Source organism: Nostoc sp. NMS9 (assembly GCF_017114995.1).
Taxonomy (GTDB): Bacteria; Cyanobacteriota; Cyanobacteriia; order Cyanobacteriales; family Nostocaceae; genus Nostoc.
In genome coordinates, this window is sequence record NZ_JABXKL010000025.1 from 26,009 (window position 1) to 46,668 (window position 20,660).

Consider the following 20,660-nt stretch of genomic DNA (forward strand, 5'->3'; position numbering starts at 1 on the left):
ATAGCGCTCAGTGTTGACAATTTATAAATAATCGAATAACAAGGTGGCAGCAGCATTAAAAAAAGCGTTAGTGCATTCCTACCTAGAAACTAATTAACGCCATTCATTAAACTTCATACGGTTAACATAATTATGCCAGAAAATACGGATAACAAAACATCCCAATCAGACAATCAGACTATTGCGTATAAAGAACGCCTCAATTCTTGGGCGATCGCTCGTCAACTTCCTAATACGCAACGGGAGATTGTTGCTCGCTTCCGCAGCCGTTCTGATGCCGATGGCTATATGCGGCACCTTCCTCAAGAAATACCAAATGCTTCCTACATGGTTGTTTTTGATTGTCAACGCCAAGAAGCTGTAATTTAAAGTACAAGCATAGACATTAACCCTTGTTTTTAATTCAATACGCTTGGGTTAAAGGTTATTGGTGTAGATAATTGGTCTTTCAAGACGCGATAAATTGCGTCTCTACATCTGGGTTTTGGACTGATCTGGACTGTATTAGTTTTTAATGTCCATTACCCTTTTCTTGCGATCGCAGGTGTAGTCTACTTAAAATTTGCGCGAACCACTATATTTAATTTGCTCTCCAGCGAGAGGCTTAGATCCCCAACTTCCTTCAAGAAGTCGGGGATCTTTTGGTTTGTAGTACCTTCTACCATCTCAATTAACCAGACAAATTGCTTTGAGCAACTTGTTAAAGGTAAGCAAACTTCCGCCACGCTGTACTACAGAAAATTTGCAGTTCTCATACTAATTCTCGGTGAAGCTACACATTATTTTGACCCCTCCCAACCTGCCCACAGGCGGTGGGGTTCTTTCTATGCGTCTTCATAAAGAATTGGTATCAAAAGAAGTGTAACTATAATCATAAATGATTAAGTTTTTCTGGCAATACATAAACATATTAATACATTAACTAAAAATAAATTCCGTAATTGCCCCCTTGCTACTGATATTTTAGATTACTTAAAAGTAAAAGTTAGTGCAATAAGCCCTGAAAGTGCTAGAGAGTTAATAAGTGGTAAAACAGCACCGATATAACTGGTTAAATGTGATATTTTTCCGTCAACGAGAATTACTCGCCCTGTTGTTGGGGGTTTTCTTCTCAATCTCTGTATTCCTACTTTGGCAGAGACTTTTAATCCAAAATCTGGGGTTATTAATACAAGTAGAATTGATTGCAGGGTTATTAGTCGTTGTCACGCTGACATTATCAATCTATTTTGCCTTGGCAATGAATGCAAGAAACCAACAAATAACAGTAATCAATCAGGAGTTAACTCACAGGATTTTTGAACAGAAACAGGTAGAAATTGCCCTGATCGCCAGTGAAAATCGTTTGCGACAGCTATTGGAAACTGTCAAAGTCATCCCTTGGGAATTAGACTTGAAAACTTGGCGATTTATTTACGTAGGGCCGCAAGCGGTAGACTTGCTAAATTATCCGATCGCAGAATGGTACGAGGAAAATTTTTGGGTTAATCATCTGCATCCAGATGACAAGAAAAATTCTGTTCGTTTTTGTCAAGAAGCAACTGCTAGGTGCGAGAATCACGAATTTGAATACCGGATGTTAGCTGCTGATGGGCGAGTTGTTTGGCTGCGAGACATTGTTAGTGTCGTTGAGGAAGCCGGAACTGCGATCGGGCTGAGGGGGTTTATGTTTGACATTACTGATTTGAAACTGGTTGAAGAAACCTTGAGGCTGAGGGAAAGGGCACTTGCCGCGACCAGTAATGGAATTATTATTGCCGATGCGAAACTCGCCTACAATCCAGTTATTTACGTCAACCCTGCCTTTGAGCAAATAACAGGCTACAGTGCTACTGATATAATTGGGCAAAACTGTCGATTTTTGCAACGCACAGATACCCAGCAATCAGCACTTAATGAATTGCGTTCATCTATTCAAACTGGAAGAAGTTGCAAAGTTGTTCTCCGCAACTATCGCAAAGATGGTACTTTGTTTTGGAATGAATTGAGTATTTCTCCTATTCATGACGATAATGGTGAGTTAAGCCACTTCATTGGCATTCAGAGAGATATTAGTCATCACAAACTTGCCGAAGCCAGTCTGCGCCGGCAAGCCCTCACCTTTGAAAACATGCATGATGGCGTAATTATCACAGATTTAACCGGAAGTATTATTGACTGGAATCCTGCTGCCGAAGGTATGTTTGGCTATACCAAAGCCGAGGTTTTGGCTAAACATCCCAGTATTTTGCATCAGCCGGAAGTAGCCGCAACATTAAGCGCCAACATTTTGTCAACAGTGAATCAGCAAGGACGCTGGTCAGGGGAAATACACTTTATTCGCAAAGATGGCAGTGAGGGAATTTGCGAAACAACCGTAGTCGCTTTACAGGATGAACAGAGGGAAACTGTTGCGACTGTTGGCATCAATCACGACATTACCGAAAATAAAAGAGCTAAAGAGGCACTGCAACGGCAATTACATCGCACCTTACTACTTGAACAAATTACTCAAGAAATTCGTCAAAGTCTTGACACCAGCAAAATCTTTAAGACGGCTGCTACCCAAATTGGACAAGCATTTGGAGCCGATCGCTGTCTGATCCACTCTTACATTAGTAACCCTACACCGCAAATTCCTCTAGTAGCAGAATATAATACATTCCCTGGTTACTGCTCTGTATTGAAATTGGAAGTTCCCATGACTAACAATCCTCATGCCGAGCAGATGATGACCCAAGAAAGTGCGATCGCTTCTCCTAATGTCTACGTTGAGCCTTTACTCCAAATGGCTGAACCTATCTGCCGAGAAATTGGGCTGAAGTCTATGCTGTCAATCCGCACCTTCTATCAAGGAGAACCCAATGGTGCGATCGGCTTACATCAGTGCAGCTATTTTCGCCAATGGACACAAGACGAAATCGAATTACTAGAAGCTGTGGCGGCTCAACTAGGTATTGCTCTAGCACAAGCTCACTTACTGGAACAAGAAACGCGCCAACGTGAAGAACTTACCTTGAAAAACTTTGCCTTGGAGCAGGCAAAACGTCAAGCAGAAGCCGCAAATCGTGCAAAAAGTGAGTTTTTGGCGATGATGAGCCATGAAATTCGGACTCCAATGAATGCTGTTATTGCTATGACAAGTCTACTGTTGGATACTGACCTCACACCTCAACAGCAAGACTTTGTGGAAATAGTTCACAGTAGCGGAGATACTTTACTCACCATCATCAACGATATTCTAGATTTCTCCAAAATTGAGTCGGGCAAACTGGAATTAGAAGAACAGCCTTTTGATTTGAGAGCTTGTGTAGAGGAAGCTATTTCCTTTTTAGCTCCGAAAGCTGCCCAAAAGGATATCGAACTAGTTTATCTGATCCAGCCCCAAGTACCCATTCAGATCGTCGGTGATTTGACTCGTCTGCGCCAAGTCTTGATGAATCTTCTCAACAATGCTATCAAGTTTACCGAAACCGGAGAAGTAGTACTCTCTGTTGAACTGGGGACTCTTGAGTTGAATAAAAAAATTTCTTCCCAATCCCTGATAGGTGTTGAAAAAGAGCAACTTCTCTACGAAATTCAATTTGCGATCAAAGATACAGGTATTGGCATCGCAGCAGAGAAAATAGAGCGATTATTTCAACCCTTCACTCAGGCTGATGTCTCCATGACTCGACGATATGGTGGCACAGGGCTGGGATTGGCGATTAGTAAGCGGCTCAGTCAGATGATGGGCGGCACTCTTTGGGTAGAAAGCCAGGGGTTGGTTGGTGGCAATCCTAGCCCTAGATGGGATAATGGAAAATTATTATCATCTCCTGACTCTTCACCAGGTTCAACATTTTACTTCACCATTATTACCAAAGTGGCTGCTCAGTCAGAACAAGCTGAATTAAGCACTTCGCCGCTGCTTGTGTCCAAGCGACTATTGATTGTGGATGATAATTTAACCAATCGCCAAATTCTCAGCTTGCAAGCTGAGTCTTGGAAGATGGAAATTTATGCTGCCAAATCTGGTAAAGAAGCTTTAGTTAAACTTGCTCAGGGAACGCAGTTTGATATTGCTATTTTAGATATGCAGATGCCAGAAATGAATGGCATAACTCTAGCTCGTCAAATCCGCAAGCAATCTGGTTGTCAAAATCTGCCTTTGGTGATTATGACCTCTTTGGCGAAAGTAGAAACTTCTTCTGACTTTAATGATGTCCAGTTTGCTGCTTCTTTGAGTAAACCCATCAAACACTCTCAACTCTACGATGTTATTACTCGTGTTTTGGGAAATCAGCCGATCCTAGCCAGTATTTCTCATTTTCCCTTGGTAGATCGGCATTTGGGCCATCGACTGCCACTGCGGATTCTTCTGGCAGAGGACACGGTTGTGAATCAAAAAGTTGCTCTACTGATGCTACAGAAAATAGGTTATGGCGCAGATGTCGTCAGCAATGGACTAGAAGCGATCGCAGCTCTGCAAAAACAGCGATTTGACGTAGTGTTGATGGATGTTCACATGCCCAAAATGGATGGGTTAGAAGCAACTCGGAGAATCTGTCAAGAATGGGGGGTAGGTTTTCGTCCCCATATTATCGCCATAACTGCCAATGCCATGCGGGGCGATCGCCAAGTTTGTCTTGCCGCTGGTATGGATGACTACATTAGCAAACCCATTCAACTGCAAGAGTTAGCTCAGGCACTCAGCAAATGTCCACGCCAAAGAAATTCTGAATTCACTTCCATCAAACAACAAGGGGAAGTGATGCGCCCAGAATTGCAACCTTTGTCAAATATCTTACAGTCAGGGGAAAACCAGATATTAAAAAGCACCAAAATTGATGCCAAAATCCTCCAATCCTTGCAGCTTATGCTCAGAGGAGATCGTGTGGCTTATGCTGAACTAATTGAGTGTTATCTTACAGAGACAGCCAGACTAGTGCAACATATCAGCACAGCGATCGCAACTCAGGATATCCAGACTATATGGAAGACAGCGCACAAACTCAAGTCCAGCAGTGCTTCTATTGGAGCGATCGCTCTAGCTCACCTTTGCAAGGTGCTAGAAGTACAGGCACGCAGCAGTAACTTAGAAAACAATTTAGAATTACTTTCACTACTGTATCAGGAATATGAACAAGTTAAAACTGCCTTAGAAAAAGAACTTGCGAAGGAAGCACCATGAAAGCCACTGCTCAAGAAAGCCAATCTTTAGTTTTAATTGTTGATGATGAACCTTTTATTCGCCTGATACTGCGGCATTTCTTAGAGCGGGAAGGCTATCAAATAGTGGAAGCTCAAAATGGCATAGAGGCAATAAAAGTTTTTAACCAACTGCACCCTGATATAGTACTCCTTGATGCCATAATGCCAGATATGGATGGATTCGAGTGTTGCACTCAGTTGGAAATTCTGGATTGTAACAAGCACACTCCAGTTTTAATGATTACAGGACTTGAAGATCAAGAGTCAGTTGACCGTGCATTTGCAGTGGGAGCAATGGATTTTGTTACCAAACCGATTCACTGGCCAGTTTTGCGACAACGGGTAAAACGCTTGATTCAGCAATCTCAGTTGCAGCAAAAACTGGAAGCCGTAAATCTGGAATTGCAGCGATTAGTTACTATCGATGGATTAACTCAAGTAGCTAATCGCCGACGATTTGAAGAGTATTTTTACCAAGAGTGGCAGCGCCTAAAACGCGAGAAACGTCCGCTTTCTCTGATTCTTTGCGATGTTGATTTCTTCAAATTATATAATGATACCTATGGTCATCGGGTAGGCGATCGCTGTCTTCAGACAATTGCTCAAGCTATCAAAGATATGATTAAACGTCCCGGAGATTTAGTTGCCCGTTATGGTGGGGAAGAATTTGCTGTGATTTTACCTAACACAGACACCGATGGGGCGACTCATGTTGCCGACGAAATTTGTCATACTGTCCGAGCACTAGCAATTCCTCATCAAAATTCCCAAGTTAGTTCTCACGTAACTATTAGTGTTGGGTTTACGACGGAAATTCCTCAGCCAGATTCTGACTTAGAAGAAATGATTGCCGCAGCGGATCGGGCGTTGTATAAAGCAAAGGCAGCAGGACGCGATCGCTTTGTGCAAAATATTTTACTACCCAGAAGTAAAAATTCCTGCTAGTTGTCCACTCCTTTAAGCGGTTTTCTTCTTCTATCCGTGCTAAAGCGGCACGATATTGGGCTTCATATCTGAGCCAAAATGCAGCTGTACTACCCATAACCCGTTCTAGCTTCAGGGCTGTTTCTTCATTGATTGGTGCTTTGCCATTGATCAACTCGCTAATATGTTTTGCGGTGTAGCCTAAACGCTCTGCTAATTGTGTTTGTGTCCAGTCACGCTCTTCTAAGAAATCAGCGATGGCATCACCGGGAGAAGATACCCAATCTGGAGTGAATGTTCGGGTTGTCTCAGTCATGGTAATCTCCAATTGAATTCAATACAAATAGCAGTAACTTTTGACCAATCAATGCTTCCATCCTCGGTAAGGGGGATAGGGTCGTTGTCTGGCTTAAATACAAGTCGTTTACCACCTTCTAGGTTTACTGCAAATTCTCCCGCCCTATCTCCTTTTAAGGGATGGGGATGACCTATAACTAATTCCGTCACACAACTAGCAGCCCCAAAAATAGCCAACTGGGTTCTCAATTTCTTGGCACAGTTTGCACCCAATTTTCTTTGCGCTACGTCTTGTTGTTCGCATAGATTTTGCAGTTTACGGTCAGCGAAAGTGATTTCCATGCGTTACTAGACTAATATAAGTTTACCAAAATGGTAAATAAATTTGTTTTTTTCTAGAAAATCTAGCATATCAACTAATCAGCAACGCCTAAAAATCTACCCCTCTTTTAAGTTCTACACCTTGATTAGCATAGTGTTTGTGGCAATAAACCTCTGAGTGGACGCTAGCCAAGTCAAAATACGCGGGTGGATTTTGGCAGCGGCCAGTAATAATAATTTCGGTGTCGCGGGGTTTGCGGAGTAAAGCCTGGACAATGGGTTCAACGGGGAGTAGTTCTAAGTCAACAGTGGGATTGAGTTCATCGAGAATAATAGTTTTATACAATCCAGAGGCGATCGCAACTTTGGCAATTTCCCAACCCCGTTCGGCTTCTACATAATCTAATTCTTGCCGGGAATTGCGCCAGACGATCGCATCTCCACCGCAACGCTGATGATCTACCACTTCTGGATATGATTGTTGCAAGGCGGCGATCGCAGCATCTTCTGTGTAGCCGCTACCACCTTTAAGCCACTGCATAATCAATACACGGGTAGACCCTGGATGATTAATTCCCCTACCAATGGCCTGTAAAGCTTTGCCCAAAGCACTAGTAGACTTGCCTTTACCAGCACCAGTATAAATTTCAATCCCTTCAAGTAAGAGGGCTTTGGCTGTTGGGTGATGATGAGGTTTCATTTCTGAGTGCAAATCTGCAATATCGAGCAACTTTTGGGGTGCGGCGCGTCCAGTAGCAATGATTTCCAACTCTTGGGGTTTGGATTTTAATGTCTTTACCACTTCATCCACTGGTAGCAAACCTAAATCCAAAACAGGGTTAATTTCATCCAAGACGACAACTGAATATAAACCACTAGCGATCGCACCTTTGGCTACATCCCAACCCCGCATTGCTTCATCTCGGTCAAAGGTGGTAATTTCGTCTGGGCCAAAAAATTCGGCTCTGCCGGTGCGAACCTGGTCAATTAAATGGGGAAACCCGCGTTGTAAAGCTGCGATCGCGCCATCTTCGTCATAATCACGTTCTGGCCCTTTTAAAAACCGCAGCAGTAAAACACGATTAGAATTGCTAGGCGTATTTATTCCCAAGCCAATGGAGCGCAAAACCACCCCCAAAGCCGCTTGAGATTTACCTTTACCCAGACCATCGTAGACGTGAATTTGACCAATAAGCCGTTCTTGACGCACTTGCGCCGTCCGAATACCAATACCGTTCCTTGTCATCTCTCGAAAAGCTATAACTATGGCAGTCTTTCATCTTACCTAACCTCTTGTACTCTCAGATAGAGAAACTACCCTCTAACGCATCTGTACAAAGGTCAGTTCGATCTATGAAGTAGGTCGGCAGAATAAAACTAAACTATGTTAACAAAAATGAACGAGGCTAAAACCCTCTTACCTCCTGCCTCCTGCCTTATCCCAACGACAAATTATTTACGCCCACCTACTTAACAATATCAATAGAGGAATACTGGCACACCCGCATAGTAAAGAACAAGAACAATGGGATAATTTCCCCCATCACCCTTACTATCCCAGTTATACTCACTACAGTTAACCCTTACCCTTAACCATTTATGCCTGACAATTGGATGCTTCCCAGGATTTTTCCCATTGGTGGATTTCTGTTTGACTTTTTATTTGTACTGATTGCCATCCCCATCGAAGCTTATGTTTTGCATTCTCGACTAAAATTTGACAAAAAAACCAGTACTTTTTATGCAATTTCTATTAATCTGTTTTCCAGTGTAATTGGTTGGTTCATATTTTTTGTATCCGAACCAATATTGCCAATACAGGTTAAATCAGAATTAATTAACTATATGTTTTTTAATAATTTTAAATCGTCGAATACACAGACTTTAATTATTTTAACTGCTTGTATAATTTTTTTTACTACGTTTTTGATGAAATTTTTCATTTTAAGGGTTTTGCTATTCTCATTAAATGAATCATTTGTGAAAAAAGAAGAGGAGCCTCAAACATCTCAACGCCTGCAACGGCGTCGTTTTACCACCCTTAACTTCCAAAATACTAATTTAGTTACTACTATACTAATAGCAAATTCTCTGAGCTATAGTGCAATAACCGTTATTTTATTATTTCGTTCAAAATAGCAAGAAATTACTTGTTTAATTTAGAGAAAAATTATTGATTAGTCAGGTGTAAGGAGGAATATGAATACGCTACTAAAAGATGTCTTTGGGGTTTTTAAATTTGCTGAAGGGCTTTATGCAGGAATTAGAAAAATATTAGTTCCACCCAAAGCTTATTCTTGGCAGACATTTATTTATTTAAGTATTTTTTCTTGGGTACTTTCATATTGTGCCACAGGTTATATCAAAGATATAATTGCCTTTTTCGGTTGGTTATTTTTAATTGCTGGTACAGCTTGGTATACAACTGAAGATCCTTTGAGAGTTCCTGGGACTTTTATGCCAGTCGGGGCAGTGATCACTGGATTCTTAGTCAGTGTTTTTGCATTTGGAGATCAACGAGATGTAATTACACCCAGAACAATCGTTTTTTGGCCAACAATTTCAGCACTGATTACGGCAATACCAGAGTTTATTGAAGGAAATGATACTGATGCAAAAGCTCGCATTCCTAAGCCAGAAGACCGCCAAAGAATCATAATTTTAGTTGCTAGTAGTATGCTGCTAAGTTGCTGGATTCAGTTTCACTTTGTGACGGATAATTGGTTACGACAATATCCCAGTTTGCAGGCAGATACTTTTAAACATAGTACCTTTATTGTTAGAACAGAAGAAGCAGTAAAAATTCCCCAAAACGGCGTTGTAATTCTAGAGAAACTTCAACCAATAGTAGTAGAACAAATAGCTCAAAGACCTTGGTCCGAAGTAGAGAAATGGTTGCTAGATGCAAAACAGCGGGTAGGAAATCTGGGTAGGGAAATCATTAAAAAGAACCTAAGTAAATATGAAGAGAAGGAACTATGGCGCGTTGAACCGCGTGTAACTAATACGAAGTCTGGATATATATTAGATTTATTAAGTATTTGGATAGGCCCGAGTTCTAACCCACGAGGCTATTACTTAAAAAAATCTTGTCGCATTGAACCAGTTGCAGCAGCCAATAATTCAGAGAATAAGATTACAGTTGCAGAAATTGAATGCGATCGCGCCAGTAAATTAATTTCTGGTTCACCGCCTCCGCAGCAGTGAAGAGTGGGGCAGGGGTGCAGAGGAGCAGGGGAGCAGGGGAGCAGGGGAGCAGGGGGAAGAATAATAAAATTACCTCTTTCCCCTCTGCCTTTTCCCAATAACAAATGACAAATGACAAATGACAAATGACTATTAACAGAATTTTTGTATTGGCAAAGAATGTGTTTCAGGAAGTGGTACGCGATCGCATCCTATATATTATTGGTTTTTATGCGCTAGTACTCGCCACTGCCTTCCGCGTCCTTCCTGAATTTGCAGCTACGGCTGAAGATAAAATGTTTTTAGACTTTGGAATGGCGGCGATGAATGCCATCGGGTTAATTATTACGATATTCATTGGTACAGGACTAATTAATAAAGAAATTGAAAAACGCACTGTTTTAGTATTAATTGCTAAACCTGTTAGTCGCAGCGAAATTATCGTCGGCAAATATTTGGGTTTATCCGCAGTCCTAGCTGTGCTTGTCGCCACGATGACAGCAATTTATCTGATATTTCTGCAATTTGGCAATATTCCTCATCCTACAGCAAGCATTCTAATTGCTGCAATTTTCTTATTTTTGCAGTTGTCATTAATTACTGCCGTGGCTATTACCTTCGGTGTTTTTACTGCTTCTCTGCTAGCGACTGTTTTAACCTTTGCGGTATATTTAATCGGAAATATTACTCAAGATTTAGTACAACTTGGTCGTCTTAGCCGTAACCCTGGTATGGAACGTCTAACTCAAGCTTTGTTTCTTTTCTTGCCAGATTTATCTCGATTAGATTTGAAAAATGATGCCGTTTATGGTTTGCAAGCACTACCTGACACCACTGCACTGATTATGAATGCTAGTTATGGCTTACTTTATAGTGCCATGTTGTTAGCGATCGCTATTTTTATCTTTTCAAAACGCGAATTTTAGGCATCGGGCGGTTGAGGCAAGCAGGGGAGAAAGAATTATTAGAATTAAGGTGATTTCTAGCAAAGAATTTACCAATAAAGGTAAAATGTACCCTTGATGAAAAAGAAACAGGAGCAAGCATTTGGATACGTTAGCCACAGCAGGCGCACCCAAATCATTTCTCGCAATTTATCTATTCTAATCAGATGTTAGTTCAATAGTGCGATCGCGTATTTTTAAATCAAAACCTTCTCGACGACAAATAATGTCATAGTAAACTATAGATTTAATAGATTGCCAAAAGGGCATCAATATTATGCCATTGATTAAATTTGAAATCATCAGTGGTAATGCACTGATAAACATTTCATTTTCATTAGCCCAATCTCCAGATAACAATAGGGAGATTAGTTGTCTTAAAATGTTGAATCCTATACTATAAATCAACCATCCTAAAATTTGTATAGGTAAAGTAATTACAAATGATATGAATATAATGGCAATAATTCGCCATGTTAAACCCTTGCTTAGTTCTCTACTTCTCTTAATTGCGCCAATGGAGTTAGTATCATCTTCTATTGCTAGAGGTAAATCAGTAATGAAGAAACGCGAGTAAAACCACAGAGGGCTGAAATAAACAGGTATAGCTGTCGGAATAATGATGATTCTAAATATAGTATTGTCAAAAGGATTTGCTTGATTGATTGGTTGAGATATGGCACCAAAAATTGTTGCTAATATTCCATATATTATTCCGGCAATTATTGAAATTCCAATGTAAAAAATAAAAAATTGTAGTAAACATATTAATATAACTAGGATTACAGTTATGAGAAACTGCCAAAATCTTTTTTTAATCTGAATTTTTGCAACTTTTGTTTCAGGCTGACCACTAATTTCACTAAACGCTAAACAGGAAATTAAACCAGCGAACGCATAAAATTTTGCCCATCCATAAATCGGGACTATTAACCATAAATGGGCAAATAATGACAAGCGAGAAAATTTTTTGAAATTTGAACGATATAGATAGCTAGCAAGGCTAACAATATTACCAATATTAAACTGCTGCATAAGATTTGGAAGCATAGGAACTAGGGACTAGGGATTAGGAACTAAGAACTAGGGAAAGGATGCAGGAGGAAGATTTATCTTCCTTGCTTCGTACTCCCTGCTCCCATGCCTGATACCCATTCCCCAATCCCCGATACCCAATCCCTATTAAGGGGTTGTACTGACATGATGGCGTGGGTAGCCTATTGCTTTCTCGTGTTCCTGTAATAACCCCATTAATATAGGTCAAATGTGTCATTTTCTAAAAGTGACACAAAATGACAAATTCGTTTTTTCAGATTCAATCTTCTGAAAGCTATAGTCAGTAAGCAATGCGGGTGACACAAACATTTTACTGAGATAAAAAACTAAAACCTGATACAAGCAAGCTATTTTGTACGTAGATAAGCCCCACAAAACCACAATTCCCCACGGCGATCGCTGTAGTGAATCATCAAAGAACCTGTTCCACTAATAATATGATTTATGCCATGAAGCTTAAGCTGATTGAGAACTAAAAACGAAAAATTAAGGTTTTCAAGCACATTTAACGAGTCGTATTAATTACAGCTTAAGGATTACTTATCATATAATGAATATTTATAATTAATGCTTAAGTCGTATTAACTAAGGCTTCAAGACTTCTCGGTTAAGCATTTTTAATTCAGAATTGGGTTTTGGGAAAAGATTAAGGGTTATAAGATTTTTTCTTTCCCTTTCCTCTTCCCCAAAACCCGAGAAGTATTGGGTTTCAAGTTTACTTATTCTGACTTTTGAATTCTGAATGATGCTGCATCTCGCTTCCATGCAGAGCATGAAAACGAAATCACAAGATTATCTCACTTTGCCAGAGCTACTTCTAGCTAATAAATAACTATCTGAGGTTGCTCAATTGTACCATCAGGCATGATAGTATCTCGCAACTTCGCATAAATCAAATTTGTCTTCCAAAGGTTTGCCTTATTCAAGTTTGCTTTAGTTAAATTTGCCCATGTGAAGTCTGCACTAGTTAAGTTAGCCTCAGTCAAATTCGCTTCTAGTAATTTTGCTCCACATAGCTTTGCTCCTGTGAGATTTGCAAAACTTAAGTTAGCTTCAATCAGCGATGCTTCAATTAATTTGGCTTCACTTAAGTCTGCTTCTCTCAAATCCACATCACATAAAGAAGTACCCCAAAGGTTACTACCTATGAATTTCACTCGCCATAAGAAAGTTCCGCACAAATTTGCTCGTGTTAAATCAGCATTAGTCAAATTGGCTTCACATAAAGATGCTTCATACAAATTAGCTTCACGTAAGCTAGCTTGCATCAAATTTGCGCCACTTAAATTAGCACGAGTCAGAACACAGCCAGACAAATTTGCATCACGCAAATCTGCTCCAATTAAATTAATGCCACTTAAATCGATTCCTTTCAGGTCGATTCCTCTCAAGTCACATCCACTGAAATCCCGACGCTGAAAATATTTATTTGTGATTTGACTTAAAATAAATTCCTGTTGTTGAGTATAATTTTTCATGGTATTCACCTCTGGGTGTAATTGATCTCAAAGGTTGAGTGTGGTAGTTACCGTATATTGAGAGTACACCGCAAACGGAGATTAGCTCAGTAAATAATCAAAAATAAATTAACAAAAAATCGGCAATCACTTGAAAATACGTTTTTTCGGGGTTTTTAAAACAAAAAATGCTGACATAAGTCAGGAAATATTAATATAACAGGAATCATGTTGCTTACTCCAAATTCCAAATTAGGATAAGTAATCTCAATATACCCTTTTGTTGCTTTCACTACTGCGCTTTTTGATTTACTTGTAACCAAATTTCTAAACTAGCAAGCAACCACAGCTTGACTCCATAACGACTCCAGGTATCTCCTTGATAGTTTAACCAATTATGAATTGGCAACTGGTTTAAGTAAGGAGTAATACATGCATTTTTATTGAGCAATAAATCTCTGGCTTCTTGCTGCCAATATTTCCGAAATCCTAACTGCACGGGTACCATCATACCACTTTTGGGACGATGAATAATTTTGTCTGGTAAAATATCTGCGTTCGTCGTACCCCTACGGGGAAGTAAGCTACGCGCAGCGTCTGTCTGCAACACGCTGCGCGAACGTAGAGAAGACGTACCGTAGGTAATCGCTTGCTTTAAAACTGCTTTTTCTTCGACTCCAGAAAGCTTATACTCTGGAGGTATCTCCATGCTTAAGTCTACTATTCGTTGGTCAAACAGAGGAGAACGACCTTGCAAAAGAGCAGCTTGAGTCAAGTTACTGACTTTCGTCAAAATTTGGTCAGCGCCTTTAAATTTGATATTCATTGCCATCAAACGATTCAGATAGCTAGCTTGAGAATATAAATCTTCTGCAAAAACCCAAGGCGCTGTTTGTACTGCTGTCCAAACTTCTGGTTTTAAAAGTTGCGGTAAGTCAACAGCACACTTTTGAAAGGAAATTAAATAAGCTTGCAATGCATCTTGATTGGTGACAGAGCCATATAAACTATTTATTAGCATGGGCTGATTTTTTGGCCCACCAAAACAGGGGTCGCCACCTTCACCATTTAAAACTACTTCTACGCTTTCTCTTGCAAGTCGTCCTAGCAACAGGTTGGGAACAGTCAGTGGGTCGCCAATGGGGTCATCTAAATAAGCCATTGTTTCTGGCAAGCGTGACCACATTTCCTTAAAAGTAATTTCTAAAATGTGGTGCTGCGTCTGACAATGGGATGCAACGAGACTGGAAAATTCTAACTCATTAGGACATTCCGAACCAAAATGAATCGAGAAGGTGTGGACTGGTGCTTTATGGAATTTTGCTACTAAAGCAGTGATACTGCTAGAGTCCAAACCACCAGAAAGAAAAACGCCAACGGGTTCATTTGCTGGTGGTAAATATTCTTGAACAACTTGGTCTAGAAGTTCTCGCAAGCGATCGCCATGCCATGCTAAGGGTTGATCAATTGCGATAATCTGTTCTTGAAGCTGCCAATAAGCTGTAACTTTGTAGTCAGGAAATTCTAAAACGGTTCCAGGTCGCAGTTCTCGCACCTGTTCCCAAAGGGTTCGTTCGCCGGGAACAAAAGCACAACAAAGATAATCTCGCAACGCCACCAAATCTAAATCAGATGAACGATGGGGTGCTAAAGTTCTCAGTTGAGGCGCAATCCAACGAACTGAACCAGTGGTAGTGTAATAGAGAGTACGAACACCGATGCGATCGCGAATCAATCTCAACATCTGTTTCTCTCTATCCCAAACCACTAGCGCAAACATCCCCACAAGTTGGCTAAGACTTTCATTACCCCATCGTTCCCAAAGATTGGCCACCAGTTGCAGAGAACTTCCTTGAAAGCTATCCGGTTCAATTCCCAACTTTTGCAGCAACTGCACTCGGTTAGTTAACCAAACATCACCAACAGCAACAAATTGTCCTCTAGAACTGATTGCTAATTTCTCCATCGGAAATTCCGAAGTTGTGCGTGGTAAAATTACAGAAATTTTTTCGTCTCGCCAAGCTATATCTTCATAATTTACATTAATTTTTCCCCACGCTACGCGCCAGGTTGGGTTAGTTTTGATCAACTCGATTTTAGGAGATTTACGATTTTTAAACGCATCAAATAGCATGGGAAATTTTCAACGCATAATTCAGTAAGAATCCCACTCCCAATCACCTAAGAGCAAGCGAGGCTATGGTGTACACACAAGTCTTTCTGACCCCCTCTAACTCCCCTTTTCCAAAGCTACGGTGTACACACAAGTCTTTCTGACCCCCTCTAACTCCCCCGATGCCTTGGGGGAGAACCGGACATTTATTTCCCCCCAAGGCATTGGGGGGATTAAGGGGGGTAAATCCAATTTACTTCTTATAAAGATCCAGCAATCATCCCAGCAAGTAAAATAAAACCAATCCACACGTTTTGCTGGAACATCTTACCATAAGCAGAATTAGCTAAGTATCGCTTTCTTAATCGCAGAGACTGCCAAACCCATCCGATAGTAGCAACTGCAAGGCTAATCCAAAAGGCTAAGTGCAGATGTATAACTACACCTAACCAAGACAATAACAAGATTGTGCCAGCAAAGAAAATTCCAATGGCTAGAGGGGCATAATTACCAAAAAATAGGGCGCTAGAATTAACACCAATGCGGCGATCGTCTTCCTTGTCGCTCATGGCGTAAACTGTATCAAATCCCAATGTCCACAGTACAGTGGCGCCCCAAAGTAACCAAGTTGCTTGGGAAATGGTTTGTGTTACCGCACTCCAGCTAATCAATACCCCAAAACCCCAAGCGATGGAAAGCACCAGTTGTGGTACAGCAAACACCCGCTTTGCACCTGGATAAAGCAGAATTACAGGTACTGCTGCTACGCATAACCAGAAACTCAGGGGGTTAAGATAAAAGGCCAAGACTGCTGCACAAGCTAAAGATACGATCGCGACTATAATCCCAACTTTCACAGATAAGGCGCGAGAAGCGAGAGGGCGATCGCGTGTTCTCTCTACTTCTGGATCGATATTCCGATCCCACAAATCATTGACAACACACCCAGTCGCACTCGTGGCCAGAGTACCCAATATAATCACACCAACCAGAGGTAAAGGCGGTTTTCCTGAAGCTGCCAAAAACACAGCCCAAAGGGCAGGAATCATTAAAATTAACCGCCCTTCTGGTTTATGCCAGCGTAAAAGCCGGATAATTACAAGCCAAATTGGTGACTGGGGGCGTTCTGGCGTCGTTAACATAGGATTGAGGGGGCATTGGGCATTGGGCATTGGGCATTGGGCATTGGGCATTGGGCATTGGGCATTGGTTATTTCTCCCCTTGCTTCTTTGCTTCTATGCCCCATTCCCTATTCTCTAATTCATACTTCTTTACATCTATAGAATAACGTTATTTGTTATTTGTAAAAACATAACCCAAAGTGGCAACTTTAAATATCTTTAAATAGCCACTAAGGTTATAAATAGTAGGGTGAATATACATAGCTCAGTTACCCTCGACCAAACTGAGTTGCGAATGCTGAGTATTTTTTAATTTACTCAATATTCAGCGGTGGCTCAACTTCCTGCTACCGCTAACAGCACTCAGTCTGAGCAAGTGTGTTGTCAGAAATATCAGTGCTAGCTACCCCGACATATCACCGTTTGCCATCATTTCTTAATAAAGAGAGAAAACTAGATGCTGAATTTAGTTTCTAGCTGGGAGAGTATTCCTACTCAACCATCTAAGCAACATCGGATTATTGCTGCCATTGACCTGGGAACAAATTCTCTACACATGGTAGTAGTCAAGATTGACCCCACACTACCAGCTTTCAGCATTATTGCTAGAGAAAAGGAAACCGTGAGGCTTGGCGATCGCAATCTTACCACTGGAGAACTCAAACCAGAGATAATTAAAAAGGCGATCGCAGCTTTAGGACGCTTCCAAGAAGTTGCCAAAACTATCAACGCTGAAACTATCATTGCTGTGGCAACTAGTGCTGTGCGAGAAGCCCCCAATGGTAAAGATTTTTTGCACACAATAGAAGCGGAGTTGGGTTTAAGCGTTAACTTGATTTCTGGTCAAGAAGAAGCGCGGCGAATCTATCTTGGCGTGCTGTCGGGCATGGAATTTAACAACCAGCCTCATACTATTATTGATATTGGCGGTGGTTCTACAGAATTGATTTTAGGCGATAGTCAGCAAGCCCGCACTCTCACCAGTACCAAAGTTGGTGCAGTGCGACTTACTAGCGAGTTAATCACTACTGACCCCATCAGCAACATTGAGTTCCAATATCTGCAAGCTTATGCACGCGGGATGTTGGAACGTTCTGTAGAAGAAATCTTAGCAAATCTAGAGCTTGGGGAATCTCCGCGTTTGGTGGGTACGGCGGGCACAATTGAAACCCTGGCGATGATTCATGCACGGGAAAAGTCGGGTGTTATTCCTTCTACTCTCAATGGCTACCAGTTCAGTCTTAAAGACTTGCAAGAGTTGGTAAATCGCTTGCGGAAACTGAGTAATTCCGAAAGGGCTGAGATTCCCGGTATGCCAGAGAAGCGCCCTGAAGTTATCCTCGCTGGCGCAGTCATATTACAGGAAGCAATGACCCTTTTGGGTAGTGAATCGGTAACAGTTTGTGAGCGTTCTCTCAGAGAAGGCGTAATCGTAGACTGGATGCTAACCCACGGTTTAATTGAAGATAAGCTACGCTACCAAAGTTCAGTTCGGGAACGGAATGTTCTCAAACTGGCGGATAAATACCACATCAACTTAGAATACAGCGATCGCGTGGCAAAATTTGCCGAGAGTTTATTTGACCAAACTCAAGGTACTCTACATCACTGGGGATCTGACGAGCGACAAATGCTGTGGGCAGCGGCAATATTACACAATTGCGGTCATTATATCAGCCATTCGTCTCACCACAAGCACTCTTACTATTTAATTCGCAATGGAGAATTACTCGGTTATACAGAAACCGAGATTGAAATTATTGCCAATTTAGCGCGTTATCATCGCAAATCGCCACCCAAGAAAAAACATGAAAACTACCAGAGTTTGCTGACTAAACAACAGCGGCAGATTGTTAGTCAATTAAGTGCAATTCTGAGATTGGCAGTGGCATTAGATAGACGACAAATTGGTGCAGTTGCTCAAGTGCAATGTGAGTATTATCCACAACTTAGGCAGGTCAACCTGCTAATTTTTCCATCTCAATCAGATGATGATTGTGCTTTAGAACTTTGGAGCTTAGATTATAAAAAAGGAGTGTTTGAGGAAGAGTTTGGAGTGAAATTAGTAGCGAGTTTAGAAAAGTCTAGCGTTGCTAACTTGTCTTAGAAAGTGGGGTGCGTTAACCAGTGTAACGCACCTGCACATAGCTGATGTTTTATTCTTGCGATCGCTAATCAGCTTGAGAAGTTAGGCTCAATATAAAAGCTTCAGGTAAAAATCAGACAACTTTATTTAGTAACTATTTAGGAAGGTATGATTATACAAGTAACTTTCTCTTGTGCACAAAAACTTTAATTAAATTTGAAACTATATTAAATTAAAGATATATATCTAATTTTGACATCTAACTTAAGGACGAATTTATAACTGTCCCAAGCACCATTTAAAAATATAAATTAGTAATTATAATAAGCTTAACAATCTATTAAATGTAGGTTATGTTGCTAGTGGATATCTAAGCCGGGAAAACTTAGATATCCTTATATAAAATTTCAATAGTTTAATAAGTAATCAAGCAGATATGATGTTAGTAACTGAAAAAACTTGCGCTGACTTTTACCGATAGGTATGGCGATGTCTACGACGGGCCACGCCTACGCAGTTGCTGGAGACTTCAAGGTCAAATCTCGGTAGGCTGATCGCTGATGCGTGGGGTGGAGCATAGTTGCCAAAGTCAAATGCATGTTTCTTTGAGCGATACTAATTTAGTCTTACACACCCTACAGTAATTAGGGCAGACATCAACTTGCAAGCATTCTTCTCAACGCTCGCCAAGAATTTTTTTCTTTTTTAAGAATTTGAAGATAAATATCATGTTTTACACAAAAAACGATTTTTTGCAAAATTGGGATGCTCATTAGGAATCTGGATTAATACATTTAAGATGTTCACAGCCAAAACCTTGAGTCATCATTGCAGATAGCTGTGGAAAAACTTGTTCATCAAAGTTGAGTTCTCGCATGATTTGGTCATAAGCTTGCCCCTGCGCTATCCGCTTTGCCATTTCCTGAAACTCTACCCAAGTTAAATCACTCTCAACAAATGCTTTACTAAGGGTAATTACCAGTTCCTCATAATCATTGTCTTCCAATTTTGTCATCATTCGATGTTCAATGTGAAGCGAATCATCGAAACAGTAATACCAGGATTTTGGTTGCTGCCTAAGTACTCTTCGGAAAAGATCCTGCTGTTTCGAGCGACTAACAGCACTATCTGCCTCACTACATACCATTAAAATTGGGGCAGAAACACAGCCTTGAGACTTGTCTAAAACCTGATATCCCAATTCCAGAAATATTCGTAAGGCCTTGAGACAAAAACCTTTATAACCAAAATTGCCGGGTGCATCTTTGTTGAACCATTCAAAGTAAATTGGCAGAATTTTGATCAGTTGATCGAATATTAAGTAGCGGCTACCTAAATAAGGCGTGAACAATAAGGTGCGGTCAATCTCTTGAGGATGCTCTAAAGCTAACCAAGCAGCTAAAGTTCCACCTGTTGATAATCCACCAATCACAACTTGTTGACCTAGCGTTTTTGCAATCTGTAACCATTGGATTACAAATTTTTGATAAATCTCAATATCTGTTGGCAGGGGTGGAGGATTTTGAGACTTCCAGTCACCTGAGCGTCCATGACCTGGTTGTAAAGGAATCAGAACGTTATATCCCGTGTTAAAGAAGGCTTTACCAAGCGGCTCGAACTGGTAAGGGCCTGCTGTAAAACCATGCAAAAACAAAAAAACTTTTGAAGTGAAGTAAGGATGAATCAAAAATTTAGAACGGCAGGCTTCATTTTTAAGACCTAATGTGGACTCTAATTGGTGAACTTGCTCTAGAATTTCTACTGTATTTTGAATGTCAACTTTCATTTATGTAATTATTATATTCATATATATAGTAATCCTACTTAAATTCTGTTCAGGATTTTGAAAAAAATCTTTGTCTGGCAAGCTTTTAAGCCGCTTAGTTATTCAAAAATTAAATAGGAGTCTTATATAAGTTACTTTATTACTCCCGGTTCGCCCATTTTTTTATGAGTTAGGGAAAATAAGCAGTTAAAAGTAT

General features: G+C 40.6%; 14 protein-coding genes and 1 pseudogene. 7 read left to right on the forward strand and 8 right to left on the reverse strand.

The window, feature by feature from the left end:
- Positions 1-132: 132 nt before the first annotated feature.
- From HWQ40_RS09055 to HWQ40_RS09065, 3 genes are all read left to right on the forward strand, one after another.
- On the forward strand, positions 133-369 hold the full coding sequence (locus HWQ40_RS09055; RefSeq protein WP_104908728.1) for a hypothetical protein: 237 nt from the start codon (positions 133-135) through the stop codon (positions 367-369).
- 655 nt (positions 370-1,024) lie between these two features.
- Positions 1,025-5,152: a PAS domain S-box protein gene (locus HWQ40_RS09060; RefSeq protein ID WP_292776808.1), complete on the forward strand. Its 4,128-nt coding sequence runs from the start codon at positions 1,025-1,027 to the stop codon at positions 5,150-5,152.
- Positions 5,149-6,117: a PleD family two-component system response regulator gene (locus tag HWQ40_RS09065; RefSeq protein ID WP_292776809.1), complete on the forward strand. Its 969-nt coding sequence runs from the start codon at positions 5,149-5,151 to the stop codon at positions 6,115-6,117. Before HWQ40_RS09060 ends, HWQ40_RS09065 begins: the two co-directional genes overlap by 4 nt.
- 55 nt (positions 6,118-6,172) lie before the next feature.
- On the opposite strand, the pseudogene HWQ40_RS09070 reads toward HWQ40_RS09065, so the two are convergent.
- From HWQ40_RS09070 to HWQ40_RS09080, 3 genes and pseudogenes are all read right to left on the reverse strand, one after another.
- Positions 6,173-6,412, reverse strand: a pseudogene (locus HWQ40_RS09070) (HigA family addiction module antitoxin); the annotation flags it as partial.
- Positions 6,409-6,735 carry a killer suppression protein HigA gene (locus HWQ40_RS09075; protein ID WP_292776810.1) on the reverse strand — a complete coding sequence of 109 codons (327 nt, stop codon included), beginning with the start codon at positions 6,733-6,735 and terminating at the stop codon, positions 6,409-6,411. The gene HWQ40_RS09075 and the pseudogene HWQ40_RS09070, both read right to left, overlap by 4 nt.
- Before the next feature lie 88 nt (positions 6,736-6,823).
- Positions 6,824-7,960, reverse strand: a complete 1,137-nt coding sequence (locus HWQ40_RS09080) for a cob(I)yrinic acid a,c-diamide adenosyltransferase (RefSeq protein ID WP_292776811.1) — start codon at positions 7,958-7,960, stop codon at positions 6,824-6,826.
- A 353-nt stretch (positions 7,961-8,313) separates the two neighbouring features.
- Between HWQ40_RS09080 and fraC the strand changes: the two genes are divergently transcribed.
- The 3 genes from fraC (at position 8,314) to HWQ40_RS09095 (ending at position 10,826) form a co-directional block, all read left to right on the forward strand.
- Entirely contained in the window at positions 8,314-8,853 is a 540-nt protein-coding gene (gene fraC / locus HWQ40_RS09085; protein WP_292776812.1) for a filament integrity protein FraC, read from the forward strand.
- 60 nt (positions 8,854-8,913) lie between these two features.
- Positions 8,914-9,921: a septal junction protein FraD gene (gene fraD / locus HWQ40_RS09090; RefSeq protein WP_292776814.1), complete on the forward strand. Its 1,008-nt coding sequence runs from the start codon at positions 8,914-8,916 to the stop codon at positions 9,919-9,921.
- A 125-nt stretch (positions 9,922-10,046) separates the two neighbouring features.
- The gene (locus tag HWQ40_RS09095) at positions 10,047-10,826 is read left to right on the forward strand and encodes an ABC transporter permease (protein ID WP_292776817.1); all 780 of its coding nucleotides are present in this window, start codon (positions 10,047-10,049) and stop codon (positions 10,824-10,826) included.
- 177 nt (positions 10,827-11,003) lie between these two features.
- Here HWQ40_RS09095 and HWQ40_RS09100 read toward each other — a convergent pair whose 3' ends face one another.
- The 4 genes from HWQ40_RS09100 to HWQ40_RS09115 all read right to left on the reverse strand — a co-directional run bounded on the left by HWQ40_RS09100 (position 11,004) and on the right by HWQ40_RS09115 (position 16,612).
- Positions 11,004-11,879, reverse strand: a complete 876-nt coding sequence (locus tag HWQ40_RS09100) for a hypothetical protein (protein WP_292776819.1) — start codon at positions 11,877-11,879, stop codon at positions 11,004-11,006.
- 842 nt (positions 11,880-12,721) lie between these two features.
- Entirely contained in the window at positions 12,722-13,378 is a 657-nt protein-coding gene (locus HWQ40_RS09105) for a pentapeptide repeat-containing protein (RefSeq protein ID WP_292776821.1), read from the reverse strand.
- 271 nt (positions 13,379-13,649) lie between these two features.
- Positions 13,650-15,491, reverse strand: a complete 1,842-nt coding sequence (locus HWQ40_RS09110) for an asparagine synthase-related protein (protein ID WP_292776823.1) — start codon at positions 15,489-15,491, stop codon at positions 13,650-13,652.
- Positions 15,492-15,730: 239 nt separating this feature from the next.
- Positions 15,731-16,612, reverse strand: a complete 882-nt coding sequence (locus HWQ40_RS09115) for a 4-hydroxybenzoate solanesyltransferase (protein WP_292776830.1) — start codon at positions 16,610-16,612, stop codon at positions 15,731-15,733.
- Between the two features lie 437 nt (positions 16,613-17,049).
- Here HWQ40_RS09115 and HWQ40_RS09120 point away from each other — a divergent pair, with 437 nt between their 5' ends.
- A complete protein-coding gene (locus HWQ40_RS09120; RefSeq protein ID WP_292776826.1) occupies positions 17,050-18,699 on the forward strand; it encodes a Ppx/GppA phosphatase family protein in 1,650 nt (549 codons plus the stop codon).
- Positions 18,700-19,450: 751 nt separating this feature from the next.
- Here HWQ40_RS09120 and HWQ40_RS09125 read toward each other — a convergent pair.
- On the reverse strand, positions 19,451-20,464 hold the full coding sequence (locus HWQ40_RS09125; protein ID WP_292776828.1) for an alpha/beta fold hydrolase: 1,014 nt from the start codon (positions 20,462-20,464) through the stop codon (positions 19,451-19,453).
- Positions 20,465-20,660 lie beyond the last annotated feature (196 nt).

Coding starts and splice junctions, on each gene's coding strand:
- HWQ40_RS09065 (WP_292776809.1), top strand. CDS start 5,149: ATGAAAGCCACTGCTCAAGAAAGCCAATCTTTAGTTTTAATTGTTGAT.
- HWQ40_RS09105 (WP_292776821.1), bottom strand. CDS start 13,378: ATGAAAAATTATACTCAACAACAGGAATTTATTTTAAGTCAAATCACA.
- HWQ40_RS09110 (WP_292776823.1), bottom strand. CDS start 15,491: ATGCTATTTGATGCGTTTAAAAATCGTAAATCTCCTAAAATCGAGTTG.
- HWQ40_RS09055 (WP_104908728.1), top strand. CDS start 133: ATGCCAGAAAATACGGATAACAAAACATCCCAATCAGACAATCAGACT.
- HWQ40_RS09100 (WP_292776819.1), bottom strand. CDS start 11,879: ATGCAGCAGTTTAATATTGGTAATATTGTTAGCCTTGCTAGCTATCTA.
- fraC (WP_292776812.1), top strand. CDS start 8,314: ATGCCTGACAATTGGATGCTTCCCAGGATTTTTCCCATTGGTGGATTT.
- HWQ40_RS09095 (WP_292776817.1), top strand. CDS start 10,047: ATGACTATTAACAGAATTTTTGTATTGGCAAAGAATGTGTTTCAGGAA.
- fraD (WP_292776814.1), top strand. CDS start 8,914: ATGAATACGCTACTAAAAGATGTCTTTGGGGTTTTTAAATTTGCTGAA.
- HWQ40_RS09075 (WP_292776810.1), bottom strand. CDS start 6,735: ATGGAAATCACTTTCGCTGACCGTAAACTGCAAAATCTATGCGAACAA.
- HWQ40_RS09115 (WP_292776830.1), bottom strand. CDS start 16,612: ATGTTAACGACGCCAGAACGCCCCCAGTCACCAATTTGGCTTGTAATT.
- HWQ40_RS09080 (WP_292776811.1), bottom strand. CDS start 7,960: ATGACAAGGAACGGTATTGGTATTCGGACGGCGCAAGTGCGTCAAGAA.
- HWQ40_RS09125 (WP_292776828.1), bottom strand. CDS start 20,464: ATGAAAGTTGACATTCAAAATACAGTAGAAATTCTAGAGCAAGTTCAC.
- HWQ40_RS09120 (WP_292776826.1), top strand. CDS start 17,050: ATGCTGAATTTAGTTTCTAGCTGGGAGAGTATTCCTACTCAACCATCT.